Source organism: Rhodocyclaceae bacterium, from assembly GCA_020248265.1.
In the GTDB taxonomy this organism is placed as follows: domain Bacteria; phylum Pseudomonadota; class Gammaproteobacteria; order Burkholderiales; family CAIKXV01; genus CAIKXV01.
In genome coordinates, this window is record JADCHX010000004.1 from 393,987 (window position 1) to 419,596 (window position 25,610).

21 protein-coding genes and 1 riboswitch are annotated in these 25,610 nt (G+C 68.1%); of the genes, 6 read left to right on the forward strand and 15 right to left on the reverse strand.

From position 1 onward, the window contains the following. Positions 1-44 precede the first annotated feature (44 nt). The gene (locus tag ING98_05565) at positions 45-1,028 is read right to left on the reverse strand and encodes a tripartite tricarboxylate transporter substrate binding protein (protein MCA3101321.1); all 984 of its coding nucleotides are present in this window, start codon (positions 1,026-1,028) and stop codon (positions 45-47) included. Between the two features lie 196 nt (positions 1,029-1,224). After that, positions 1,225-2,193 (reverse strand): D-2-hydroxyacid dehydrogenase family protein, encoded by a 969-nt coding sequence (locus ING98_05570; GenBank protein ID MCA3101322.1) that lies wholly within the window; start codon positions 2,191-2,193, stop codon positions 1,225-1,227. Between the two features lie 174 nt (positions 2,194-2,367). Here ING98_05570 and ING98_05575 point away from each other — a divergent pair, with 174 nt between their 5' ends. Continuing rightward, positions 2,368-3,342 (forward strand): D-2-hydroxyacid dehydrogenase family protein, encoded by a 975-nt coding sequence (locus tag ING98_05575; protein MCA3101323.1) that lies wholly within the window; start codon positions 2,368-2,370, stop codon positions 3,340-3,342. Between the two features lie 38 nt (positions 3,343-3,380). Here the strand turns inward: ING98_05575 and ING98_05580 are convergent, their stop codons facing one another. From ING98_05580 to ING98_05595, 4 genes are all read right to left on the reverse strand, one after another. Next, positions 3,381-3,599: a hypothetical protein gene (locus ING98_05580; protein MCA3101324.1), complete on the reverse strand. Its 219-nt coding sequence runs from the start codon at positions 3,597-3,599 to the stop codon at positions 3,381-3,383. A 90-nt stretch (positions 3,600-3,689) separates the two neighbouring features. Then, entirely contained in the window at positions 3,690-3,896 is a 207-nt protein-coding gene (locus ING98_05585; GenBank protein ID MCA3101325.1) for a hypothetical protein, read from the reverse strand. Between the two features lie 337 nt (positions 3,897-4,233). Continuing rightward, the gene (locus tag ING98_05590; GenBank protein ID MCA3101326.1) at positions 4,234-5,307 is read right to left on the reverse strand and encodes a 2-dehydropantoate 2-reductase; all 1,074 of its coding nucleotides are present in this window, start codon (positions 5,305-5,307) and stop codon (positions 4,234-4,236) included. 389 nt (positions 5,308-5,696) lie between these two features. Then, complete coding sequence (locus ING98_05595) at positions 5,697-6,764, reverse strand: isocitrate/isopropylmalate dehydrogenase family protein (protein ID MCA3101327.1); 1,068 nt, start codon at positions 6,762-6,764, stop codon at positions 5,697-5,699. Between the two features lie 254 nt (positions 6,765-7,018). Between ING98_05595 and ING98_05600 the strand changes: the two genes are divergently transcribed. The 3 genes from ING98_05600 to ING98_05610 all read left to right on the forward strand — a co-directional run bounded on the left by ING98_05600 (position 7,019) and on the right by ING98_05610 (position 11,766). Next, positions 7,019-8,227 carry a porin gene (locus ING98_05600; GenBank protein ID MCA3101328.1) on the forward strand — a complete coding sequence of 403 codons (1,209 nt, stop codon included), beginning with the start codon at positions 7,019-7,021 and terminating at the stop codon, positions 8,225-8,227. 72 nt (positions 8,228-8,299) lie between these two features. Continuing rightward, positions 8,300-10,429 (forward strand): tetratricopeptide repeat protein, encoded by a 2,130-nt coding sequence (locus ING98_05605; GenBank protein ID MCA3101329.1) that lies wholly within the window; start codon positions 8,300-8,302, stop codon positions 10,427-10,429. A 125-nt stretch (positions 10,430-10,554) separates the two neighbouring features. Beyond that, positions 10,555-11,766 carry a CoA transferase gene (locus ING98_05610; GenBank protein MCA3101330.1) on the forward strand — a complete coding sequence of 404 codons (1,212 nt, stop codon included), beginning with the start codon at positions 10,555-10,557 and terminating at the stop codon, positions 11,764-11,766. Positions 11,767-11,802: 36 nt separating this feature from the next. Here ING98_05610 and ING98_05615 read toward each other — a convergent pair whose 3' ends face one another. The 5 genes from ING98_05615 to ING98_05635 all read right to left on the reverse strand — a co-directional run bounded on the left by ING98_05615 (position 11,803) and on the right by ING98_05635 (position 16,983). Next, positions 11,803-14,169: a tetratricopeptide repeat protein gene (locus ING98_05615; protein MCA3101331.1), complete on the reverse strand. Its 2,367-nt coding sequence runs from the start codon at positions 14,167-14,169 to the stop codon at positions 11,803-11,805. A gap of 3 nt (positions 14,170-14,172) precedes the next feature. Further along, the gene (locus ING98_05620; GenBank protein MCA3101332.1) at positions 14,173-14,640 is read right to left on the reverse strand and encodes an EVE domain-containing protein; all 468 of its coding nucleotides are present in this window, start codon (positions 14,638-14,640) and stop codon (positions 14,173-14,175) included. Positions 14,641-14,793: 153 nt separating this feature from the next. Beyond that, the gene (gene guaD, locus ING98_05625) at positions 14,794-16,116 is read right to left on the reverse strand and encodes a guanine deaminase (protein MCA3101333.1); all 1,323 of its coding nucleotides are present in this window, start codon (positions 16,114-16,116) and stop codon (positions 14,794-14,796) included. Between the two features lie 292 nt (positions 16,117-16,408). Next, positions 16,409-16,735: a cell division protein ZapA gene (locus tag ING98_05630; protein ID MCA3101334.1), complete on the reverse strand. Its 327-nt coding sequence runs from the start codon at positions 16,733-16,735 to the stop codon at positions 16,409-16,411. Positions 16,736-16,770: 35 nt separating this feature from the next. Further along, entirely contained in the window at positions 16,771-16,983 is a 213-nt protein-coding gene (locus tag ING98_05635) for a hypothetical protein (protein ID MCA3101335.1), read from the reverse strand. Between the two features lie 106 nt (positions 16,984-17,089). Then, positions 17,090-17,306, forward strand: a riboswitch (cobalamin riboswitch). Positions 17,307-17,491: 185 nt separating this feature from the next. Between ING98_05635 and ING98_05640 the strand changes: the two genes are divergently transcribed. Next, entirely contained in the window at positions 17,492-19,663 is a 2,172-nt protein-coding gene (locus ING98_05640; GenBank protein MCA3101336.1) for a TonB-dependent receptor, read from the forward strand. 97 nt (positions 19,664-19,760) lie between these two features. Beyond that, on the forward strand, positions 19,761-21,536 hold the full coding sequence (gene msbA / locus ING98_05645; GenBank protein MCA3101337.1) for a lipid A export permease/ATP-binding protein MsbA: 1,776 nt from the start codon (positions 19,761-19,763) through the stop codon (positions 21,534-21,536). Positions 21,537-21,559: 23 nt separating this feature from the next. On the opposite strand, the gene ING98_05650 is transcribed toward msbA, so the two are convergent. From ING98_05650 to ING98_05665, 4 genes are read right to left on the reverse strand one after another with little or no spacing between them, the layout of a single operon-like run. Beyond that, positions 21,560-22,687 carry a glycosyltransferase family 9 protein gene (locus tag ING98_05650; GenBank protein MCA3101338.1) on the reverse strand — a complete coding sequence of 376 codons (1,128 nt, stop codon included), beginning with the start codon at positions 22,685-22,687 and terminating at the stop codon, positions 21,560-21,562. Beyond that, complete coding sequence (locus tag ING98_05655) at positions 22,677-23,504, reverse strand: glycosyltransferase family 2 protein (GenBank protein ID MCA3101339.1); 828 nt, start codon at positions 23,502-23,504, stop codon at positions 22,677-22,679. Before ING98_05655 ends, ING98_05650 begins: the two co-directional genes overlap by 11 nt. Beyond that, complete coding sequence (locus ING98_05660; GenBank protein ID MCA3101340.1) at positions 23,501-24,274, reverse strand: glycosyltransferase family 2 protein; 774 nt, start codon at positions 24,272-24,274, stop codon at positions 23,501-23,503. The genes ING98_05655 and ING98_05660 overlap by 4 nt, the downstream gene beginning before the upstream one ends. Beyond that, positions 24,271-25,587, reverse strand: coding sequence for an O-antigen ligase family protein (locus ING98_05665; GenBank protein ID MCA3101341.1), 1,317 nt, complete (start codon positions 25,585-25,587; stop codon positions 24,271-24,273). The genes ING98_05660 and ING98_05665 overlap by 4 nt, the downstream gene beginning before the upstream one ends. Positions 25,588-25,610: the final 23 nt, after the last annotated feature.

The window sequence follows — 25,610 nt, forward strand, 5'->3', positions numbered from 1 at the left end:
TCCGCGCCGACCTGCGCGGTCCTGACGTGCGGTTCAGTCGGGGTTCAGAACTCTGCCTTGACGTTGGCCGTGCGCACGACGCGGCCCCATTTCTCGAACTCGCGTTTCAGGAACGCGCCGAAGTCCTCCGGTGATCCGCCGGCGACGTCGTAGCCCACGGCCGCCAGCTGTTCCCGACCCTCCGGCGAAAGCACCCGCTTGTTCACTTCGGCATTGATGCGCAGCACCTGGTCGCGGGCCATGCCTGCCGGCCCCATGATGCCGTTGAAGTTGCGCGACTCGAAGCCTGCCAGCCCGGCCTCGGCGACCGTCGGCGTGTCAGGCAGGCTTGGCGAGCGCTGCAGGCCGTTGACGCCGAGCGTGCGCACCCGGCCCTGCTTCATGAAGTCGAGCGCATTCGGGATCGACATGGTGATCACGTCGATATGGCCGGCGAGCAGGTCGACCTGCGCCGGCGCGACGCCCTTGTAGGGCACATGCACCATCTTCAGCCCGGCCATCGAGTTGAACAGTTCCATCGTCAGGTGGCCCACGGTACCCACCCCCGGCGAACCGAAGCTGAGCTTGCCCGGGTTCTTCCGTGCCAGCGCGATGAGTTCCTTGACCGAGCGTGCCGGCACCAGTGGGTGTACGACGACGGCGCTCGTGGTCGTGGTCACCAGTACGATCGGCAGCAGGTCCTTCATCGGGTCGTAGCCGAGGTTGCTGCGGATATGCGGCGCGACGGTCAGCGGCCCGGGATTGGCGCCGAGCAGCGTGTAGCCGTCGGGTGGCGCCTTGGCGACGAACTCGGTGGCCGGGACGCCACCGGCCGCCGGCCGGTTCTCGACGAGCACCGGCTGGCCCCAGGCCTCGTTCAGCCGCTGGCTGACCAGCCGGGCGTTGAAGTCGGTAGGGCCGCCAGCGGCGAACGGTACGATGATGCGGATCGGGCGGGACGGATACTGTCCTTGCGCCCAGGTGCTGCCAGCCGCCACAAGCAGCGCGAGCGCGGCCGGCACGATCGATCGCTGGATCGATGAAGACATCGGTATTCTCCTCCGGGAGGTTCCGACTGCTGCCTCGTCGGGCCGCCTCTTCGGGTGGCCTCTGCGTGTTGCGCCCCTGCGGGAACCGCGCGGGCGCCGGGCGCTTCGGAACTGGATGCCAACCATACCAAGAAACGCGGTGCGGGGGCGGGCCCGCCACCGTGCCAGGGCCCGGGGCGCGGCTCCGATCAGCGCATCATCGTGCGAGCACCTCGGGATTGAAGATGCCGGTTGGCCGCCCCTCGGCGAAGGCGACCACGTTGTCGAACGCCTCGCCGAAGTACTGCTCGTAGGTCTCGTGCGTTGCCCAGCCGTAGTGCGGCGTGCACACCACGTTGTCCATCTTCAGCAGCGGATGGTCGACCGGCACCGGCTCGTGCTCGAACACGTCCAGGCCTGCGTAGCCGGGACGCCCGGCCTGCAGCGCCGCCACCAGGACGCCCGGCGCGATCAGCTCCGCGCGTGCGGTGTTCGCCAGCAGCGACCGCGGCTTCATCAGCGCCAGGTCGGCCGCGGTCACCGAGTGCTTCGTCTCCGGCGTCAGGCGCAGGTGCAGCGACAGCACGTCGGCCTCGCGGAAGAATCGCGCACGGTCCTCGATGAACTCGACGCCGGCTGCGGCCGCGCGCTCGCGCGAGCCGGCCCGGCCATGGGTGACCACGCGCATGCCGAAGCCGCGGCCCATCTGCGCGACCAGCTCGCCGATGGTGCCGAAGCCGAGCAGGGCGAGTGTCTTGCCGCGCATCGTGAAGCCGAGCGTGGTCGGCTCTTCGCCGCGCTGCATGCGGCCGGCCTCGAGCGGGATCGAACGCGCCGCGGCGAGGATCAGCGCGAAGGTATGCTCCGCCGGCGACACCGGCGACTTGCTGTTGCCGGTGGCGATCGCGATGCCGCGCGCGGTGCAGGCGGCGACGTCGATGTGGTGGGTGGTGCGTGCGAGCTGGCTCACCATCCGCAGCGAGGGCAGCCGCTCGATCAGCGCCGCCGACACCGGCGTGCGTTCGCGGATCAGCACCAGTGCCTCTGCTCCGGCCAGCTGTGCCGCCAGGGCCGCCGGTTCCGTCGGCGAATCGGTGAACACGCTGACCTCATGGCCGGCGAACTTCGAAAAGCAGCCAAGGCTGCGCACCAGGTCCTGGTGGTCGTGCGGAATGGCGATCTTCATGGGCAGTCGGAGCCGGTGGATGCTGTCGGGACGCCGATCATAGCCGCTCGCCACAGGGCGGACGGATGCCGGGCGCTGGCATAATCCGTGATTGCCCGCGACCGTGGCCCCGATCGTGGCCCGACCGCGGGCCCGACCGCGCGCCGCGCCCGCACACGTCACCCAGGAGCTTGCATGAAGATCTTCATCGCCGACGACTACCAGTCCGCCACGCCGAAACTCGCCGCCTGGTCGAAGCTCGCCGGGCACGACGTGACCGTGTGCACCGAGACCATCAAGGACCCGGCGAAGCTGCCGGCCGGCATCGAGCAGGCCGAAGCCCTGCTGCTGATCCAGCAGCGCGCACCGTTCACCCAGGCCCACCTCGACCGGATGCCGAAGCTGAAGGTGATCGCACAGACCGGCAAGAACGTCGCGCACATCGACATGGATGCCTGCACGAAGCGCGGCGTCGCGGTGGTGGCTGCCGGCGTCGGCTCGCCCTACGCCCCGGCCGAACTGGCCTGGGGCCTGATCTTTGCCTCGCTGCGCAGCATCCCGCAGGAAGTCGCGGCCCTGCGCGCCGGGCAATGGCAGTCGACCGTCGGCGTCGGGGTGCATGGCAAGACGCTCGGCATCTACGCCTACGGCAAGATCGGCAGCCTGGTGGCGAAGGCCGGCGCGGCCTTCGGCATGAAGGTGATCTGCTGGGGCCGCGGTGCCTCGCTGGAAAGGGCGAAGGCCGATGGCTTCGAGGCCGCGGCCTCGCGCGAGGCGCTGTTCTCGCAGTCCGACGTGCTGTCGATCCACATCCCGCTCAACCCGGAGACGCGCGGCATCGTCACCGCCGCCGACCTGGCGATGATGAAGCCGACCGCGCTGTTCGTGAACACCAGCCGCGCGCCGCTGGTTGCAGCCGGCGCGCTCGAGGCTGCGCTGACTGCGGGCCGTCCCGGCTTCGCTGCGGTCGACGTATTCGAGGACGAGCCGGTGTATGGCGCCGCCCATCCGCTGCTGAAGATGGACAACGTGGTCGCCACGCCGCACCTGGGTTATGTCGAGCAGTCCACCTACGAGATGTACTTCGCGGCCGCGTTCGACAACCTGGTGGCGTTCGCGAACGGCAAGCCGCAGCACGTGCTGAATCCGGAGTCGCTGGCGGCGAAGTAGCAGGGTCCGCGCCCGCCGCTGCGCGGGCGAGTTCCGTTTCAGGCCGGAGCGTCGGACAGTTCCAAGCGCTGTTCGATCCGGTCGAGGCGCCGGTCGATGTGGTCGATGCGTGCGGACATGTGCGCCATGTCGCCATGGAGCGAGGCGACGTTGTGTTCCAGCGAAGACACGCGCAGCGTGAGCGTGTCGAGTCGCTCGTGCGTCGAACGGATGTCGGCGCGGATCGCCCGCAGGTGCTCGAGTACGAGGTCTGTCATGGCTGGATTCATTTCAGTCATCGCAAGACCTCTGATCGTGCTCGGGAACCAGACAGAAAGCCTGGCCGGAAAACCACTGATTCCTACGGGTTACTCGACGGTTGTCGAGCGGGGCAGGCCGGACCCCTGCGGGGCGCGGATGCCCATGGCGGCCATGCGGGCCTCCCTGCGGTCCATGCGCGCTTCCATCCGATCGAACGTGCATGCGATGTCCGCGATGTCGGCCTTCATGCGCGCCATCGTCTCCCGGATGTCGAGGACGATCTCAAGTGCAGTCTTCCATTCCTGGTCAGTCATGCGGCCCGTCCTTTCGCTCGACGCGTCAGTCGTCGGCATCCCGGAGTCCAAGTCGTCGTTCCAGACGATTCAATTGCCGATCAAATCGATCGTGACGTTCATTCAGATGCGCAACCTCGAGTTCGGTGGTTGCCGTCCGTACGTCATGATTCGAAGCACGAGCCTTGAGGTTCGACAGGTCAAATGCCATTCTGTCCATCGTTCCACGGAACTCGCGCAGGTACTCCAATATTAGATTATCCACCGATCCTCCCTCATCGCAAGCGCCCGTCCATGCGACGAATTCTCGCCGCTTGCGACCTACCAGACGCCTCGGGAAAACCGCCTTTCCGCGTAACTACCCGATCACTTTCCAGTCAGCCACCAGCCCCGGCGACGGCGTGAACTCCCCACGCTCTACCCGTCCGACCAGCTCGGTCAGCCGCGCATTGACCGGCGCCTGCACGCCGATCTTCGCGCCCTCGGCAGCGATCATCCCGTTCAGGTAGTCGATCTCGGTGCGCCGGCCCTTGTGCATGTCCTGCGCCATCGACGGACGCTGTCCGTCGCCGCGCCGGCCGGCGAGTTCGATCAGCACGTTCTCGATCTCGGTCAGCGCATCGGCGTGGCCTTCGCCGGCCAGGGCCAGGGTCTCCGGCTCCAGCCCCTGCTGTGGGGAGATCGAATAGCCGAGCGCCTGTCCGACGCGTACCGCCTCCGAGCCCAGCTTGATCGAGATGCGGCGCGTCTGCTGCGCGAGGTCGCGGCCGTTGCCGCCGAGCCCGGTGGCTGCGCACAGCCCGTTGCGCATCACGTTGATGATCAGCTTCGACCAGCGCTCGCCCCACAGGTTGGTGGTGGCCTTCGCGCTGTCGGCCGCGCGCATCAGCGCGGCGAACTGTTCGACCCGCGGCGTGATCCGCCCGTGCACTTCCCCGATCCGGTAGACGGTGTGCTTCTCGCCGCCGAGATGGATGTGCCGTTGCACATGGCCCGGCCCGTCGAGTTCCGCGGCGAGCAGGCTCACGCAGCAGCCGACCGTCTTCCCCCAGCCGACCACGCCAGCCAGGCGTTCCTCGTTGATCGAGTTCTGCATCGACACGAAGTAGCCGCCGGGCGCGACGTACGGCTTGATCAGGTGCGCCGCCCACTCGGTGTCGTAGGACTTCATTGCGATCACCGCGATGTCGAAAGGCGGCCGCTTCGACAGCTGAGGCACGTCGCAGATGTGGAGGGCTTCCACCGGCACCACCACCGACTCTTCCGGCGTCATGCCGTCGATTGCGAAGCCGTCGCGGCGGATCTTCTCGACGTGTTCCGGCCAGCCGTCGACCAGCGTCACGTCGTGGCTGGCCTTCTTCAGCAATGCGCCGGCGTAACCGCCGATCGCGCCTGCGCCGACGAACACGATGCGGGGAGCGGGGCTGGGCATGTTCTTCCTCCTTCGGGGCGGGCGGCGCGGCGCCGTCTCTTGCATGCGGGAATGTTCACCGCAGAGATTAACATCCGACCGTTGGCGAATTCCCGACAAACAGAGCCCGATCCGCGCTGGATGATGCAGATCGGCGAAGTGGCCGCCGCGGCTGCAGCCTATCGCGACATGGCGGCCGCGATGCCGCGCTGCTGCAGCGGCTCTGCGTGGTCGAGTACATGCTGGGCAACCTCGACGATGCGATCGGCTGCCTCACCGCTGCGCCCCGGGTTGTCGATCGCGCACGATGGACGAGACCGCGTTCGCGTCTGAGCTGTCGGCGCTGCTGCGCCAGGCCTGGCGGGGTCAGACCCCGGGGTCAGACCCCAGGGTCAGACCCGGACTGCCATCTAGTTCATCGCTTCGATGATCGCCTGGGTCATCGCCCGTGTGCCGCCGCCCGCGCCACCGCCCAGGTCGCTTGTGACCCGGTCGCGCCGCTCGAGAACCGAGGTCAGCGCGCGCTCGATGCGCGCCGCCGCGTCCAGTTCGCCCACGTGCTTGAGCAGCATCGTCGCCGACAGGATCATCGCCATCGGGTTGGCGATGTCGCGCCCGGCGATATCCGGCGCGGTGCCGTGCACGGCTTCGAAGATCGCGCACTGCTCGCCGATGTTCGCGCCCGGTGCCATGCCCAGCCCGCCGACCAGCCCGGCGCCGAGGTCGGAGACGATGTCTCCGTACAGGTTCGCCAGCAGCAGGCAATCGTAGCGCTCCGGCGCCAGCACCAGTTCCATGCACAGCGCGTCGATCACCCGGTCGCGTGCCTCGATCTGCGGGTAGCCGGCGGCGACATCCATCGCGGCGCGCAGGAAGAGGCCGTCGGTCAGCTTGAGCACGTTCGACTTGTGCGCCACCGCCAGCTTCTTCCGCCCGAGCCGCATCATCGTCTCGCAGGCGAACTTCGCTGCCCGGGTGGTCGCGCCGCGGGTGATCGTCTTGATCGCCTCGGCGGTGTCGTCGTCGACCATGCGCTCGCGCCCGAGATACAGGTCTTCGCTGTTCTCGCGAAAAATCAGCAGATCGACGTCCTGGTAGCGCGACGGCACGGCCGGGAAGCTGCGGATCGGCCGCAGGTTCATGTACAGGTCGAACTCCTTGCGCAGCGCGATCGCGACGCTCGGGTAAACCCGGGGCTCGGCTGTCGGATTCATCCGGTGCGCGCCGACCTCGATGCGGTAAGGCGTGCCGAACGGCGTGCCGGTCGGCCCCTTCAGGGCCAGGCCAGTCCTGCCGATGGAAGCGAATACCGCCGGGCCGAGGGCGGGCAGGCCGGACGCCTGGGCGGCGAGTCCGGCCGGCTGGACATCCCAGTCGAACTGGGCGCCGCTGGCCTCGACGATGGCCCGCGCGGATGCCGTGACTTCCGGGCCGATGCCATCGCCCGGGATCAGTGTGATTTCGCGCCTGGTGTCCATGTCCATCCTCCCCTGTCGATAGCCTTCGATGATACCCAACGAGCGGCGGCCACCATGCCGGCGGTCCGGAGGTCGCGTGTTGTGTTTAAGCAACATCCGGGCTGTCAGATGCGCTCCGAATGCACACCGAAGTTGTGATCGCGCCGGTTCAGTCGGCAAAATGCCGACACTTCTCAGTTCTGGGAAGTCTGGGTGGCGGCGAACCTTAAGGCGTCGGCATCCACCACTTCGAAGCTTTTCAGGAGGCTCTTACTGTGAAAAAGAAACTTCTTGCGGCGGCAGTCGTGTCGGCCTTCGCAGCTCCGGTCGCGTTCGCGCAGACCGCTCCGGCCAACGTCACCATCTACGGCAGCCTGCAGATGGAAGTGTTCACGCTGAAGGCCGACGGCGCGAACGGCAATCCGAATCGCAATCGCACGAACGCCGTCAGCAGCCCGGGCGTGTTCTTCATCGGCTTCCGCGGCACCGAGTCCCTCGGTGGCGGCCTGTCGACCATCTGGCAGGTCGAGCAAGGCGCTGGCGGCGACGGCACCGGCACCTCCCAGACCTGGGGCGCGCGCAACACGTTCCTCGGCCTGTCCGGCGGCTTCGGTCGCGCGTACGTGGGTATCATGGACTCCCCGTACAAGCGCGTCATGGGCATCAACAACACCGCCACGATGCGTGCTGGCCTGACCGGTCCGCAGGGCATCAACGCGATCATGAACAACGGCGACACCTCCGGCGGTGATCCGTTCATCAGCTCGGGCGCTGGCAACAACACGGCATTCAGCCGCCGCGTCGCGAACTCGGTGAACTACGATTCGCCGAGCTTCGGTGGATTCTCGGTGTCGGCCCAGTACGGCGCCAACGAAGGCCGTGCGCTGACGACCGCCGCCGGCGCCGCCGCTGGTGTGAACCCGCAACTGTACAGCCTGGCCGGTACGTACCGCGGTGGTCCGTTCGCCGTCGGCCTCGGCTGGCAGCAGCATCAAGAGTTCCGTGGTGTCGGCCTCGACGACTCGTCGATGGTTCTGTCGGCCAGCTGGACCAGCGGCCCGTTCCTGCTTCAGGGCTCGTACAGCAACTTCAAATACGCTACCGCCACCGCTGGCGATCTGAAGCGCGACAACTGGTTGATCGGCGGCGCGTACTCGATGGGCAACCATCGTTTCCGCTTGCAGTACCAGCAAGCCAACGACACGAAAGGCGGGGTCGGCGGCATTGGTGGTGGTTCGACCGCCATCGGCGGCGTCGCTGTGTTCAACGGCTCGGGTACCGACACTGGCGCGAAGATCGTCAGCGCCAACTACGGCTACCTGCTGTCGAAGCGGACGGAACTCTACGCGTTCTACGTGAAGCTGGACAACGACAACAACGGTCGTACCAACTTCGCTGGCTCGGCTGGCCTCGGCATCTCGGGCGGCGCGCTGCGTGGCATGGACGCGGACATCCTGGGTGTCGGTATCGCCCACACGTTCTGATCGCCACAAGCGAAAAGAAGCGTTTGAGAACGGGCACCTTCGGGTGCCCGTTTTTTCATCCAGAATCACGACATGAGTCCGGACCCGGTCGGTGAACTGCTCGCGCAGGCGTTGCGCGCGATCCAGTCAGGCTGGTGGTCGGATGCAAGGACACTGCTCGAGCAGGCTCAGCAGATCGATGGCCGCCGGCCCGATGTGCTGATCAACCTCGGCCTCGCCTGTCTTAACAGCGGTGCACCGCGCGATGCACTGGTGCCGTTGAAGAAGGCAGTCGCACTCAGGCCCGACATTCCCGATGCCCATTCGAACCTCGGGCTCGCGCTGTCGGCCAGCGGCAAGCACAAGGATGCGGTGGCCAGCCTTGCGCGCGCCGTCCGGCTCGCTCCCGGCGATGCGTACCTGCGGCATGAACTGGGCGTGGTCTGCCATGCTGCTGGCGACACGACGGCGGCGCTGGCTGCGTTCCGGCAGGCGCTTGCGTTGCAGCCGGGGCTTGTCGAGTCGCGGTTCAACCTCGGCAATCTGCTACGCCTCGATGGCCAGCCCGTGGCGGCGGAGGCGGCGTGGCGCGAGGTGCTGCAGGCTGCGCCCGGCCACCTGCCCTCGGCGCAGAACCTCGGCAGCCTGCTGGTCACGCAGGGCCGCGCCGCGAATGCGCTGCAGTGCTTCGAGTCCATCCTGCCTGGCCATGACGGCGTCGCGTCGCTGCATAACGGACGGGGTAACGCGCTGCACGATCTGGGCCGGCTCGATGAGGCGCTGGACGCGTTCGCGCGCGCGGCGGCACTCGACCCGGACAGCGCCGAGATCCGCTACAACCTGGCCAACCAGCAGTTGCAGCTCGGGCAGGTGGACGCCGCGATCGACACCTTCCGGCAGGTGCTGCGGCTCGACCCTGGCCATGTAGAGGCCGCACAGAACCTGCTGTATTCGCTCAACTATTCGGATTCGATCCCGGCTACAGACATCGCTCGCGAGCATCGGGCGTTCGCGCCGGTGGTGGCCGGCGAGCGTGTGCCGCAGCCAGGGCAGCCGGCGCGCAAGGGCGGGTCGAACGGACGGACAGTGACGCCCTCGGCGGCCAACGCGCCGCCCGTGGCACCCTCGCCCGCCCGCGCGCCGCTGCGCATCGGCTTCGTATCGGCCGACCTGCGTACCCATTCGGTCGCCTGGTTCCTGCTGCCGCTGCTGGAGGCGACCGACCGCGCCCGGTTCGAGATTCACTGCTATTCGAGCTCGGCGAAGGCCGATGCCATGACGCAGCGTCTGCGTGCGGCGAGTGCCGGCTGGCATCCGATCGACACACTCGACGACGACGCCGCCGCGCGCCAGGTGCGGGACGACCGTATCGACCTGCTGATTGACCTGTCAGGCCACAGTGCGGGCCAGCGGCTGGGGCTTTTCGCCCGTCGCGCCGCGCCGACGCAGGCGACCTGGCTCGGGTATCCGAACACTACCGGGCTGCCGGCGATCGACGTACGGCTGGTCGACGCGATCACCGATCCGGACGATGACACCGTGCAGGCACTGGCGAGCGAGCGGCTGCTGCGCATCCCCGGCTGCTTCGTCTGTTACGAGCCGCCGCCCGATGCACCGCCGGTCGAGGCGCGCCGGGCGGACGGTAGCGGTGGTCCGATCGTGTTCGGGTCGTTCAACAACCTGCAGAAGATCTCTGCAACCACCCTCGACCTCTGGACGGCAGTACTCGCGGCAGAGCCCGATTCGCTGCTCGTGCTGAAGGCCGGTAGCCTCGAGCAGCCCGGTGTACAGACGCGGCTGCAGCAGGCCGTCGCCGCGCGCGGCATCGATCCGGAGCGGTTACGCTTCCTGCCGCGCGATACCGATGTTGCCGGTCATCTTGCGCGGTACGGCGGCATCGATGTCGCGCTCGACACCTTCCCCTATCACGGCACCACCACCACCTGCGAGGCGCTCTGGATGGGCGTGCCGGTGGTGTCGCTGGCCGGTGACCGGCATGCCAGCCGTGTCGGGGCGAGCCTGCTCGCAGCCGCAGGGTGTCCACAGGACTGCGCCACCGACCCAGACGGGTACGTCGCTGCTGCCCTGCACGCGGCACGCATCGCCCGAGCCGATCCCGCCGTCCGGCTGCGCCGGCGCGAACGACTCGCCGCCAGCCTGCTGCTCGACCGCGCCCGCTTCGCCACCCACTTCGCCGAAGCCATCACCCAGTCCGCGACCTGACCCTGGGGTCTGACCCCAGGGTCAGACCCCAGGGTCAGACCCGGATCTCCTGCGGTGCTACCATCCGGCCGGCTCGAATCCGTTCGATCCCGAATCCTTGTCTGGAGGCTCCCTTGGCTGGTCCGTTGTCGCATATCCGTGTCCTCGACCTCACCCGCGTGCTCGCCGGCCCGTGGTGCGGGCAGAACCTCGCCGACCTCGGCGCCGAAGTGACCAAGGTCGAGCGACCAGGCAAGGGTGACGACTCGCGCGCGTTCGGGCCGCCGTGGATCAAGGACGCGGCTGGCAACGATACCGCCGAGGCGGCGTACTTCGTCTGCGCGAACCGCGGCAAGCAGTCGGTGACGCTCGACCTGTCGAAGCCCGAGGCGCAGCAGATCGTGCGCCGGCTCGCCGCGCAGTCGGACGTGCTGCTCGAGAACTACAAGGTCGGCGACCTCGCCCGCTACGGGCTGGGTTACGACGATCTGTCGAAGGAGAACCCGGGCCTGATCTACTGCTCGATCACCGGCTTCGGCCAGACCGGCCCTTACAAGGACCGTCCGGGCTACGACTTCATGGCCCAGGGCATGGGCGGCCTGATGAGCGTCACCGGCGAGCGCGACGACCTGCCCGGCGGTGGCCCGCAGCGCGTCGGCGTGCCGATCGTCGACATCATGACCGGCATGTATGCGTCGATCGCAGTGTGCGCGGCGATCGCGCACCGAGCGGTCAGCGGCCGCGGCCAGTACATCGACATGGCCCTGCTCGACACCCAGGTCGCTTTCCTGTCGAACCAGGGCATGAACTACCTCGCCACCGGCGAGGCGCCGGCACGGCTGGGCAACACCCACCCGAACATCGTGCCCTACCAGACGTTCCGCACGTCCGATGGCGCGATCATCCTCGCCTGCGGCAACGACAACCTGTTCCGCAAGTTCTGCGAGGTCGCCGGCTGCGGTGAACTGGCGATCGATGCGCGCTTCGCGACCAACGGCAAGCGGGTCGAGAACCGCGCGGCGCTCACCGAGACCCTGGATGCGGTGTTCGCCCGGCGCAGCACTAAGGATTGGGTGGCGGCGCTGGAGGGCGCTGGCGTGCCCAACGGCCCGATCAACGACCTGAAGCAGGTGTTCGAGGAACCGCAGGTCATCGCGCGCGGCATGCGTATCGACGTGCCGCATCCCACCGCCGGCACGGTGCCGATGGTGGCGAGCCCGATGCGCTTCTCGGCCACGCCGATCGCCTACGAGGTGCCGCCGCCGACGCTCGGCCAGCATACCGCCGAGGTGCTGGCGAAGCGGCTGTCGATGTCGGCCGAAGAGATCGAACGGCTGAAGCGCGACGGCATCGTCTGACCGGGCAGGGCGGCCTGACCGCCTGCCGGCCGGCGCTCAGCGCGAGCAGGCCTCGCGCACGCCGAGCGAGCAGGCGTTCCTGAAGCTCTCCTTCGCATCGGCAGGCCGCTGCAGCCCGCCGAGCAGCAGCCCGCGCATCATCCAGAGTTCGCCATTGCGCTCGCTCAGTTTCAGCGCCGCTTCGACGTCGACCAGGGACTCGGCCTGCCGGCCGCTGCGCGCCAGGCCCTGGGCACGGGTGGCGAGCGCCCGCGGATTGCCCGGGTCCAGCGCGACCAGCCGGTTCAGGTCGGCCAGTGCTGCGTCGTTGCTGCCCTTGAGGAACAGCGCCGTCGCGCGGTTGGCCAAAGCCTCGCGCGAACCGGGATCTAGCTCGATCGCGCGGCTGAAGTCGCGCAGCGCGGCGTCGAGGTCGCCCATCTGCGCGTACAGCGTGCCGCGGTTGTAGAACGCGGAGGACGATCGCGGGTTGGCTGTGACCGCGCGCTGCAGGTCGGCCATTGCCCGGTCCGGCTGCTTCGCGGCCATCGACAGCGTTGCCCGGGCGGCAAGCGTGCCGGCATCGTCCGGACGCAGTGTCAGGCTACGCTCGATCGCTTCGCGCGCCGGCTCCGCCTGGCCCATGCGCAGTCGGGCCAGCCCGAGGTTGGTCCAGCCGATCGCGCTCTTCGGATCGAGCGTGGTCGCCTGTTGCGCTGCTTCGGCTGCGGCGCGCACGTCGCCTAGCGCCAGCAGGGCGGCCGACGCGTTGGCCGCTGGCTCGCCGCTCTTCGGCCTGAGCTCGAAGGCGCGGCGGTAGTAGCCGAGCGCCTCCTCCGGCTGGCCCAGCTGCATCAGCGCGACGCCGGCGTTGAGGTTCGCGCTGAACTCGCCCGGCGCGATGGCGATTGCCCGCTGGAAGTCGGCCAGGGCCTCGCGCGCACGTCCGAGCCGCAACTGCTCGAGGCCGCGCACGATGAACGGACGTTCGGCGCCGAGCTGCCAGGGTTCGTCCAGCTTCTTCACTGCATCGTCCCACAGGCGCAGCGGCGTCTCGAAGCTGGCGAGCCTGTTCGATGCGGGGAAGCAGAGCACGACGGCGGCGACCAGCAGTACGCCGAGTGCAGCGCGCGTCGGCAGCAGGTGGCCGAGCAGCGGCAGTGCGGCCGGCAGCGCGAACATCCACAGGTAGCTGCGGTACAGCACCATCGGCTCCTGCAGCCGCACCGTGGACAGCTCGGTGCTGAACAGCAGCAACGGGGCGAGCAGCGCGAACCCGAGCAGGCGCAGCGTGCGCCCGGCGAGCAGCATCCAGGTCGCAAGCGCGGCGTAGCCTATGGCGAGCGGCACTCCCAGCAACTGGGGCACCTCGGTGAGCGTGCGCGCGAATCCGGGCCGCAGGTCGATCGACATCCAGGCTGGATTGGGCAGCAGCCAGGTGCCGAGGTAGCCGAAGAACAGCCAGAGCTGTGTGAGTACCGACAGCGGATACACGTTCTCGAGCGACAACTGCGGACGCCCACTGTCGACCTCGGCCAGCATCTCGGCCACGAACGGCTCGTACGGGGCACCGAAGATGCCACGCGTGCGCGCGATCACGAACAGGGCGATCGCTGAATAGAGCAGGATCGGCAGCCACAGTGAACGCAGCAGGGGCAGCAGCGCGGCGAGCGACTGTCCGAAGGTGCGCTGGCTCGTCGGCTGGCCGCTGTAGGGGTCCGCGCCACGATCGGCGCGCCCGCCATCGACCAGCACCGCCAGCGCCATCGCGACGGCCGGCAGCATCACGGCGTGTTCCTTCGAGAACAGCGCAACGAAGTAGCACAGCGCCGCGGCCAGGTACCAGGCAACCCGTCCGCCCTCCATGCCGCGCAGGAAGCACAGCAGCGACAGGATCGAGAACAGCGTCGCCATCACGATGCTTCGCTGCACCAGGTAGGCGACGCCATACACCGAGACCGGATGCACGGCGAACAGCAGCGCGCCGGCGAAGGCATACCAGCAGGGCGCGTCGTCCGACCAGTCGGTCATGCCGGGCAGGCGGCCAGCCGGTTCCCTGGCTGGCAGCAGCACCCGCTCGAATACCGCGCGCAGCAGCATGAAGAGGGCGATGCAGGTGGCCGAGTGCAGCACGAGATTGATCGACCGATGGACCGGCAGGCTGTCGCCGGCCAGCGCCCATGTCCAGCCGAGCGTGACATAGGAGAACCAGCGCATGTCGAACGCGAACATCGACTGCGCATACTGCGCGAGCACGCGCGGGTTCATCAGCGCGCGGTCATCGAACACCAGCGGGTTGTCGAGCGCGCGGAAGTAGAGCGCCACCACGACGATGGCCAGCACGGCGCACAGCGCCGCCACCACCGCCGCGCCTGCCTTGAACCGGTCGGGCGAAACCGGGGGCGCGGGGATCGGCGCGGACATCGTTCAGGCGCCCCGGTCGATCAGCCCGGCGATGAACGCCCATTCAGCCGGCTCGATCGGCGTGATGGACAGCCGGTTGCCCCGCTGCAGGATGCGCAGGCTGGCGAGTTCGGGATGCGCGCGCAGTTCTGCCAGCGGAACCAGCCGGGTCTTCTTCACCAGCTTCATGTCGACGTTCATCCAGCGCGGCGCCTCGGGCATGGACTTCGGGTCATGGTACTCGCTGGCCGGATCGAACTGGGTGATATCCGGATAGGCTTTCTTCGCCACCTTCATGAGGCCGACGATGCCCGGCTCAGCGCAACTCGAGTGGTAGAAGAACGCGAGGTCACCGACCGACATGTCGTCGCGCATGAAGTTGCGCGCCTGGTAGTTGCGTACGCCCCACCAGGCGGCAGTGCGCCCCGGTTCCTTCGCGAGATGGTCGATGCCGAAGACATCGGGTTCGGACTTCATCAGCCAGTGGCGCATGGGTGTAACGGGACTCTCTGCTGGAGGAGCGGTTTGCACGAGCGCTGAGGGCGGCGTGCCGAGCGTGCCGCGCAAAGTATATCGAGTTGGCCCGTCGTCGGCGCTGCCGAGCGCGCGCCCTGCACGGCCGGCTTCGTCGCCGCCACTTCGACGTCACGCGATCGCCGGCACGCCCATGATGTAGGTCTGCCGCACATTGCGGTCGTCGCCGAGCATCATCAGCGCGAACAGCCGCTCCTCGAGCGTGCGCGTCAGCGCGTCGCGCCGTGCACCGAGCGTGCTCGCCGCCGGATCCAGCACGACGAAGTCCGCCTCGCGGCCGGGCTGGAAGCTGCCGATCCGGTCGTCGAGCCCGAGGGCGCGTGCGCCGCCGAGCGTCGCGAAGTAGAACGCCCGATGCGCGGACAGGTCCTGGCCCGTCATGCGCACGACCTTGTAGGCTTCGGCAAGGGTGCGCAGCATGCTGAAGCTGGTGCCGCCGCCGACATCGGTGGCGATGCTCACCTGCACCCCGGCCGCATCGGCCGCGGCAAGGTCGAACAGCCCGCTGCCCAGGAACAGATTGGAGGTGGGGCAGAACGCGACCGCGGCCCGGGCCAGCGACATGCGTCGACGGTCTTCCGTGTCGAGGTGTATGCAGTGCGCATAGACCGAGTGGCGCAGCAGGCCATGCCCTTCGTACACGTCGAGGTAGCTGCGGGCGCTCGGGAACAGCGACCGTACCCAGGCGACCTCGGCGAGGTTTTCTGCCACATGGCCCTGCACCAGCACGTCCGGATGCTCGGCGGCCAGTTGCCCGGCGAGCGCCAGTTGCGCGTCGGACGAGGTGCAGGCGAAGCGCGGCGTGATCGCATAGCCGAGCCGGCCGCTGCCGTGCCAGCGCTCGATCAGTGCAGACGATTCATCGTAGGCCGATTGCGCGGTGTCGCGCAGGTCGTCCGGGCAGTTGCGATCCATCATCGCCTTTCCGGCGACCAGTCGCAGGTTGCGCGCGGACGCCTCGTCGAACAGTGCGTCGATCGATGTCCGGTGCACGGTGCCGAACACCAGCGCTGTCGTGGTTCCGTTGCGCGCGAGCTCGTCGAGGAAGAACGCCGAGGTGGATCGTGCATGTGCGGCATCGGCGAACCGGCGTTCGGCCGGGAACGTATGCCGTTCCAGCCAGTCGAGCAGCGTGCTTCCACCCGAGGCGATGACGTCGGTCTGCGCATGGTGGATATGGGTGTCGATGAAGCCGGGCAGCAGCAGGCAGCCGGTGTGGTCGACCAGCGGCGTGCCGGCTGGCAGGGTGGGCAGCAGTGCGGTGGCCGGCCCGGTGCGCAGCACCCGGCCCTCCTCGACCAGCAGCAGGCCGTCCTCGAAGTACTCGGACCCGCCGTGTCCGGAGCCGGGATCGGCAAGGAAATGCAGGATCGAGCCGCGAAATGCACACAGTGCACGCAGTGCGTCGTCGGGGCGGTCGGACGGTTCGGTCATTGCAGCTGCCGGCCGGCTGTCGAGGATCCATTCGCGCAGGATGCTGTGCTCCGTGCGCGGTTTATGTGGGGACCCCTGCGGATACCATCCGAACCCGAGTCTTGAACCATCAGGTTCAAGAGTGGTTGCCTTCCGAGCACCTCAGGTACGTCCGACGTGGGACGCGCACACAGCGCTCTGTAGGTCGGCAACCGAAGTTACCGCATTGGTTCAAGAGATTCCGATCCGTACGGCACCGCAGGGGATTGAACTGTTGCAACGGCCGTCGTTGCGCAGCCTTTAGACTACACCACTAGAACAGCTTGTCCTGCTCCGACAATGCTTCGTCGAGGGAGGCATTGAGCACCGAGACGCGGCGCCGCAGTTCCGACACGTCGAGCGGCCCGGCAACGCGCGTGGTGAGGTGTTCATGCGCGATATTGAGCGCAGCCATGATCGCCACGCGTTCCGCGCCCATGACCTTCGCGCCGTCGCGGATGTCGCGCATCTTGTTGTCGACATAGGTGACGGCGTCGAGCAACTCCTGTTCCTGGCCGGGCGGGCAGGCAATGCGGAATTCGCGACCGAGGATCGTGACCTCGAGCGCCTTGCCATCGGCCGAAAGCCGCCCTTCACTCATGCGCTGCACCCGGTTGTGATTCGATGTTCAACGGCTCACTCCTCGTCACGCACTGGCGCTGGCGGCACGCGCTCGAGCAGCGCCTCGACGCGCCTTCGCGCGGCCTCGATGCGTTCGCCAAGCTGCTTGTTCTCGTTGTGCGCTACCACGAGCTGCTGGCGCAGCGTGCCGTTCTCGGTGCGCAGCCGCCGGCTGAGTTCGATGAGCTGCGTGATGCGCTCTTCAAGGCCCTTGAGGTCGAGATCCATCTTGCGACTATAGGTAATCGGCGGCCGTGCGTCAAAGCAGCCCAGCCGCGCACGCCGCCGCCGGCCCGGCCCGACCGCCCGGCGACGCAAGCGGCGCGCCCGTATATACTGCCTGGGCGTTTCAGGTGCCTCGCCTTTTTCCAGGGCGGGGTTAAACGGGAAACCGGTGAGTGGTCGACCAGGTGGTCTGCCATGAAGCCGGTGCTGCCCCCGCAACGGTAAGCGAGTGCGGACAGGCCAACGCGCCACTGTGGGATGACCATGGGAAGGCGGCCGGTCAAATCTTGCGAGCCCGGAGACCGGCCAGGAGCGTCGACTGCTGCCCGAACCTTCATCGGTGCAGGCGGTGGTCAGCAGCAGACCGTTGCGGGTGGCGACCGGTCGACCTGGAGGCCTGGCGCAGCGTTGATCCGCCCGCCTGGCCGGTACGGTTCGACGGTGGACGCCCGGATCAGCCTGTTGCCGGATACCGGCGTGCGGAGGGCGCGCCGCTGCCAGGAGCCTGTCCATGAAGAGCCCTACCCCCCGCCACGCTGCCGCGTTGTCGGCAGTGGCGCTGTGCCTCGTCCCGGTCGCGGACGTCATGGCCCAGATGGTCCCCGCCACTGACCCGGCCGCCACCGCGCGCTCGACGCCCTCTGCGGCGGCGCAGTTGTCGCCGGTCGCGCTGCGCGAAGTGGTGGTCACCGCCACCCGCTTCGAGGAGCAGGCTGGCGACCGGCCGGTCAACCTGAGCGTGATCCCGCGCGAGGCGATCACCACGACGCCGGCGCGTACGCTGCCCGAGTTGCTGGCGCTGCAGCCCGGCATCAGCGTGCGGGATCTCTACGGCGGTGGCGCATCGGGTGCGACCGTCGACCTGCGCGGCTTCGGATCGGTTGCCGGGCAGAATACGCTTGTGCTGGTCGATGGCCGACCGCTGAACGACGCCGATCTGTCCGCAGTGTCGTGGTCGACGCTGCCGCTGACCTCGATCGAGCGGGTCGAGATCCTGCGCGGCAGCGGCGCCGTGCTGTACGGTGCCGGCGCCAGCGCTGGCGTGATCAACGTGATCACCCGCATGGCCCGGCCGGGCGAGCGCTCGGCCGAACTGACGCTGCAGGGCGGCAGCCTGTCCACCGGTGCGGTCGCCTTCAACGGCAACCTGGGCAGCGGCCCGCTCGCGCTGCGGCTGTATGCGACCCACCTCGAGAGCGATGGCTGGCGCGCCAACAGCAGCAATGCGCAGGACATCGGTCAGGCGGACCTGCGCTGGCGCGACGGCCCGAACACGCTCACCGCGCGCCTGGCGATGGATCGACAGAACAATCGGCTTCCGGGCGCACGTCGGGTGCAGCCTTCGGCCGGCACGAACCAGCTCGAGGCCAATCCGCGTGGCACCTCGACGCCGCTCGACTATGCGGTACGCGACGGTGCGCGCGCCAGCCTCGATTTCGACCGGGTGCTCGACATCGGCGAGTTCAACCTCGGCGTCGGCTGGCGCAACAAGAACCAGGCGTCGTACTTCGACTTCAGCGGTTTTCCCAACTACTCGGAGCGGGAACTGTCGGTGCTCGGGATCACGCCCAGGATGCGCTTCGTGAACACGCTCGGCGAGGCCCGCCTGTCGACCACGGTCGGCGTCGATGTCTATCGCTGGGACTACCGGCAGGCCTCCAGCAATTCCCAGAGCAACATCGTGCGCCCGTCGAACACGGTCGCGGCGGCGCAGGACAATGCCGCGTTCTACCTCGCGAGCACGGCCTCGTTCGATGCCACCGGCACCACTGTCACCGCCGGGCTGCGCCGCGAGCGCTACAAGGCAGATGCCTCCGACTTCCACGACCCGGCGGCGCCGGGCGGGGCGTCCGGCTCGGCCGCGCCGGCTGGCAACCAGACGCTGTACCAGCACGCGTGGGAACTCGGCGTCCGCCAGTCGCTGTCGGGTGCCTGGTCGGCGCTGGGCCGTGCCGGGCGCAGCTACCGGTTCGCCAACATCGACGAGATCTACGGCAGCAACGCCTCGTTCACCAACGAGTTCCAGTTCCTGCGGCCGCAGGTGGCCACCGGTGGCGAAGTGGCGCTGGACTACATCACGCCATCGGCCGGCGCGCGGCTCACGCTGCACCGGCTGGACGTCGACGACGAAATCCGGCTCGACCCGTTCACCTCCGGCATCGGCAACACCAACCTGCCGGCGCTGCGCCGGCAGGGCACCGAGCTCGGCGGTTGGTGGAAGGCAGCACCGACCCTGCGCCTCACCCTGGCCTATACCTGGACGCAGGCACGCTTCCGCGAAGGCGTGCTGCCCGGCACTGCGCCGTCCAACCAGACCAACATCGCGCTTGCCGGGCGTACGGTGCCACTGGTGCCTGCTCATCAGGTCGCGCTGGGTGCGTCCTGGAAGCCGGTGACGGAACTGACCCTGTCGGCCAGCGCGCGCAAGGTGGCCAGCTCGGTAATGGACAACGACGAGGGCAATACGCTAGCCGCACGTATCCCGGGCTACACGCTGGTCGACCTGCGCGCTGCATGGGACGCGCGCAGCTGGCAGTTCGCGCTGGCGGTGAACAACCTGTTCGATCGGAGCTATTTCAACTACGGCGTCCGTTCCGTGTCTGCCTCCACGCCCGATCGATACAACGCCTATCCGCTGCCTGGCCGCACGGCGCTGGCGACGGTGGCGTACCGTTTTCAGTGACGGTCGGCGCGCGAGGGCGGGCAGGGGAGCATAATGCGGCCCTTGCCCGCCTGCCGCGGGACTCTCCGGGGCCGGTCGATCGGCTATCCTCCCTGCCGTGGCTTCTTCGAAGGATCCCTCTGCCGGTTCGCCGCCTGTCGACAGTGTCGCGCTGTACCGCCGCCTGCTCGGCTTCGTCAAGCCGCACGCCCTGATCTTCGGCTGTGCGATCCTCGGCATGGTCGGCGTCGCGGCAAGCGAAGCCACGCTGCCGCTGGTGATGAAGCCGATCCTCGACGGCACGTTCGTCGAACGCGACCCGAAGTGGATCACGCTGATCCCGATACTGCTGATCGGGTTGTTCGCGGTGCGCGGAGTGGCCACCTTCCTCGCCACCTACTGCACCCAGTACGTCGGAAGTCGGGTCGTGCTCGACCTGCGCACCCGCATGTTCGACAACCTGGTACGCCTGCCGGCCGCGTTCTATGAGCGCCATGCCAGCGGCAACGTAATCTCGCGGCTGACCTACGACGCGGCCCAGGTGACCACGGCGGCGACCGATGCCATCACCATCCTGGTGCGCGACGGGGTGACCATTATCGCGCTGCTCTGTGTACTGGTCTGGATCGATTGGCAGCTGACGCTGATCGTGTTCGCGATGGCCCCGCTGATCGCGTGGATCGTCCGCCTGGTCAGCCGTCGCCTGCGCGAGGCGAGCCTCGGTGCGCAGCGTTCGATGGGCGACATTACCCATGTGCTGCAGGAAACAGTCGAGAACCAGAAGGTGGTCAAGGTATTCGGCGGGCAGGACTTCGAACGTCGGCGCTTCTTCGACGTGAGCAACCGCATGCGCCGCTACACGATGAAGCACGTGACGGCCGCCGCGGCCAACGTGCCGGTAGTCCAGATGATCGCCGCGGTCGCGGTGTCGATCGTCCTCTACATCGCGGCCAACCGGGCGATGCAGGACCAGACAACGGTCGGCGCATTCATGTCCTTCGTCACAGCGATGCTCCTGCTGACCTCGCCCCTGAAGCGGCTCACCAGCATCAACGAGCACCTGCAGCGGGGCCTGGCGGCGGCGCAGACGGTGTTCGAGGTCATCGACACTCTGCCCGAACCCGATCCGGGCACCGTCGACGCAGGACGGATGGCTGGTGTGCTCTCGTTCGAATCGGTCGGCTTCCGATATGCGGCAACCGACGAACGGCAGCCCCCGGCGCTCGATGACATCACGTTCTCGGTGGCACCTGGCGAGACCGTCGCGCTGGTCGGCACATCGGGCAGCGGGAAGACGACCATCGCCAACCTCATTCCCCGCTTTCACTCGCCGACGCGGGGCCGGATCACCTTCGATGGGCGCGACAGTGCCTCGCTCACGCTGGCCAGCCTGCGCAGGAACATCGCGCTGGTCAGCCAGGACGTCACCCTGTTCAACGATTCCGTCGCTGCCAATATCGCCTATGGCGACATGATCGCCGCTTCGCGCGATGCAGTGGTGGCAGCGGCGAAGGCAGCCGGCGCGCACGAGTTCATCGAACGCATGGAGGCCGGGTACGACACGCTGGTGGGTGAAAACGGCATCCGTCTGTCGGGCGGGCAGCGCCAGCGGCTGGCGATCGCGCGCGCGTTCCTGAAGGACGCGCCGATACTCGTGCTGGACGAGGCGACGTCTGCACTCGATACCGAATCCGAACGGCAGGTACAGGCGGCCCTGGAGCAACTGATGCACGGGCGCAGCACCCTGGTGATCGCCCACCGGCTATCGACCATCGAGCGCGCAGACCGCATCCTGGTGCTGTCAGGCGGTCGCCTGGTCGAGAGCGGGACCCATCTTGAACTGCTTGCTCGCGATGGGGTCTATGCGCGGCTGCAGCAGTTGCTCGAGGCCTGAGCGGCGGCGCAGCAGCGCCCGGGTCACGGTCTGTCCCGATCGGCCAGGAATCCGGTCGCCGCATCGATCACGCGCGAGGCAGGCAGGCGGGTGAGGCAATCCGATCCGCTGTCCACATGGCGCTCGCATCCCTCCAGCAGGCATGGTACGCCGGGTGCGCAGGGGGCGACACCCTGCAGTAGATGCACGTTGCCGACCCGCCCGCTGCCGACGCGCTGCCACGGGCTCGTGTACCCGGCGTATGCGGCTGGCCACGGCCCCCATCGCACAGGGTTCGACGGACCGAACAGCGCGAGGGTCGGGATGCCCAGCGCGGCCGCCATGTGTGTCACGACGGTATCCGGCCCCAGGTAGAAGGTCGCCCGTTGCAGCACGCTCGCCAGCTGCCCCAGCGACACGCGGCCGGCGAGGTCGATCGTGTCCTGCGGCAGCTGGCCACGCAGCGATTGCACGTAGGCTGTTTCGTCGGGCGAGCCTGACCCGGAAAGGACCACGCGCAGCCCCTGCGTGCGTGCCCACTGTCCGAAGGTGACGAAGCCATCGTCATGCCACATCTTGTACCGGAAGCGGGGCCACGGATGCACGACCACGAACGGCGCGCGGTCCAGCTCCGAAGCGATCCCGGCGGGCAGGGCTGAGCCCGTGGCGACATGGACTGCGGGCAGCCTTTCGATCCCCAATGCATCGGCGAGCCGGAGGTTCTGCAGGACGGTATGCGTATCGCAGTCGTCGTACGGAACCGATGCGCTGAGCAGGCGGCGTTTCCACAGGTGCTTGGGTCCGCTCAGATGTACCCCGAGCGCACGTCGTCCGGCAATGCGTGCATACAGCGTCGGGCGATCGCCCGGGATCGTGCTCAGCGCGAGGTCGTAACGGCCCGCGATCTGGCGCAGCAACAGCGCATGCGCGCGAGTGGAGGGCCGTTCGGCCACCTCGATCACCGTATCGACGATAGGCAGGCCAGCCAGTACGCCGCCGGTCCCGGCGAACACCAGTGCGTCCAGGCGCGCACCGGGCCATGCGGCGCGAAGCGATGCGATCAGCGGCGTGGTCAACAGCACATCCCCGATGCGGCGCGTGACCACGACCAGCACGCGTCTTGGCGGCGCCGGCATCGGCAACAGGACGGCTGTCCTGGCTTCAGTCGGCATGCTGCTCGAGGCCGTTCTCGGCCCGGATGCGATCGGATGCCGCGAGCGCGTCCAGACGGCTGCGGTTCTCGGCCAGCCTACTGCGATCGTTGTCTGGATGCCACAGGTGGGCCAGTGGCGTGCCGAAGCGACCGTTCTTGTGCCGAACGCCGGCGTGCAGCAGCCGGATGACCAGGTCCGAGTCCTCGAGTCCCCAGCCGCTGTAGGCGTTGTCGAATCCATTGACGCGTACAAGGTCGGTGCGCCAGGCACCGAGATTGCAGCTCTTGGCACCCTGCCATCGGGCGGGCTGGACCTTGCGCCAACCTAGCAGGTCGCCCACACCGACATGCCACAACGGCGCCAGCCGGTTCACGTCGCGGCGAAGGAAACGCCGCGCCCATTCTGCAGCCGGGAGAGCTTCCAGCGCCACCGGCGGCACTGCCAGCACGTGGTCGGTGAACGCTCGGGACAGCAGTATCCGGTTGCCAGCGACAAACCAGCCCGGTTCGGCAAGCCTGCGGTGATTGCGTACGAAGCCGGCCAGCGGCACGCAGTCGCCGTCGGTGAACACCACGTAGTCGGCCGATGTGGCGGCGATCGCGCGGTTGCGGATCGCGCCGGCGCGAAAGCCCCTGTCTTCGTGCCAGACATGACGCACCGGAAACGGCGCCCTTGCGGTGAATTGCTCCACCACCGAACGCGTGCTGCCGGTGGAGCCGTCGTCGGCCACCAGCAGTTCGATGTCGAGGTCGTCCTGCGCGCAGTAGGCCGACAGGGCACGCTCGAGCGCGTCCGGCCGGTTGTAGGTGGTGATCACTATCGCGATCTGCATCATCGCCGGCGCAGGAGCATCAACTTCAGGTAGCGGTAGTAGCTGCCTTCCGCGTTCGCGATCGCCAGCAGCAACCCGTGTCGGCCATCGAGGAAGCCCAGCCGCAGCACGTAGGTGCGGATGAACGTCCACAGGCCGTGGCCGAGCGCGCGGCCGACCGACCCCTGCGCGCCGCGCGCGAGCATCATCCGGGCGCCGTCGGTCGAATAGCGATTCATCTTGTCGATCACCTGCTCGAGGCTGGTGAACGACTCGTGGTCGACGGGTTCGACAAACGTGCCCACCGGCGACGGGCCGGCAATCACCCGCTCGTGCACGAGGTCGTCGGAGAAGCGTGCGGAGCCTCGCCGCCACAGGCGCGTCACGTGGTCGGGCCACCAGCCCGAATGGCGCATGACCTGCCCGCAGAATCGCGACCGGCGCGGCATCCGCCAGACCGAGGGCGACGCGGCGTCGGCGGTTGCTGCGGTGATCGCCGACGCCAGGGATGCGTCGACCCACTCGTCGGCGTCCAGCGAAAGGATCCAGTCACCAGTGGCAAGCGCAATCGCCCGGTTCTTCTGCGGGCCGAAGCCGGGCCACTCGGTGGCGATCTCCACTCGCGCACCCCGCGCCCGCGCGATCGCTACGGTGTCGTCGTTGCTGCCGCCATCGAGGACGATGACCTCGTCGGCGAAGCGCAACGAGTCGATGCAGCGCCCGATCCGCCCGGCCTCGTTGAATGCGATGATCACGGCGGACAGTCGCGGTCGAGGGCTGGTGGTCGAAGTCATCCGGCAGCTTCCCGGGAAGCACCCCCAGCCGGGAAGCGGGACTGGTTCGTGACGCGCAGTGCCTGCGCCGCGAGCGCGGCCAGCAGCAGCCCGAATCCGCTGGCGGCGTACTTGAGCGTGAACACTTCGATGGTGATGGAGCCTGCGGCCATGGCCAGCAGGAGGCCCAGCCCGAGACGGCAGGCCATCGCGACATCCGGATCGGGCTCGTTGCGCCTGCGCCAGAAGGCGACGGCTGGCACCATGAACAGCACGATCACGGCAATGCCGCCATGAACGCCCGAGCGCAGTGCTGCGGCGAGGATCTCGTTGTGCGGGCCATTGTTCGCGAGCGTTCTGCGCGCCAGCGGCGTGGCCATCTCGACGATGACCGGATCATGGACCTGCGCCGCCAGCCCGCGATCGCCATACCCCGCGAACGGCCTGCGGGCGATCAGTTCGACGGAGATCAGCCACATCGACAGCCGCTGCCCGGATGAGGTGTCAGGGTCCGTCCGGGTCAGCCACTTGTGCACCTCGACCGGTGCCGACGCGAAGAGCGCGACCGGTGCCCGGTTGACCGCCAGGTTCACCGAAAGTATCGCGGCAGCGGCCATGGCCGAAATGGCCACGACTTTCGGATCGAACCTCGGCCTGACGCTGACCAGCCAGCCGACGAGCACCACACAGTAGGCCACCATGCCGCCGCGCGAACCGGCGCCGAGGATCAACCAGAGGCCTGCTCCGAGTCCGACCAGGGCCAGCCAGAAGGCTGCGCGGTCGACGCGGTCGTCGCCCCGGCGCCGGCGAAGGCCGAACAGGCACAGCGCGCACAGCATGGCAGAGAATGCCCCGAGCGAGTTGGGGTCGACGAACCGGGTGGCGAAGCGTCCGCCCCAGTTCTGCGTGTACTGGGGAAAGGCGAGCGTGACCACCAGCGTGACCACCAGCGCGATCGGCGCACTGAAGCGGACCAGCCTGGCGACATTCACGCGCAACGCCCACAGCATGAGCATGGGCAGGACGCAGAAGGCCAGCCGCGACGGCGCGTCCAGTGGCTTGGCGGAAAAATCGCCCCTGAGAAGCTCGCCGAGGATGACCGACACCAGCGGCAGGCACAACGCGATGGCGATGAAGCCGAGCGGCTGCAGTACGCCCAGGTCGCGAGCCCTGGACAGGTCGCCGCGAACGCGCAGCAACGCAGGGACGAGCAGCAGCAGCACGGACAGGTTCGCTGCACTCCGTATCGAGAGCAGGCCGACGATCGCGAAGCAGAGCACGGCCGTGGCGTACCAGGCCAGGCACTGTTCGTATCGGTCGTGTCGATCGTTCAACGGCGGTATCCGTTCGAGTACCT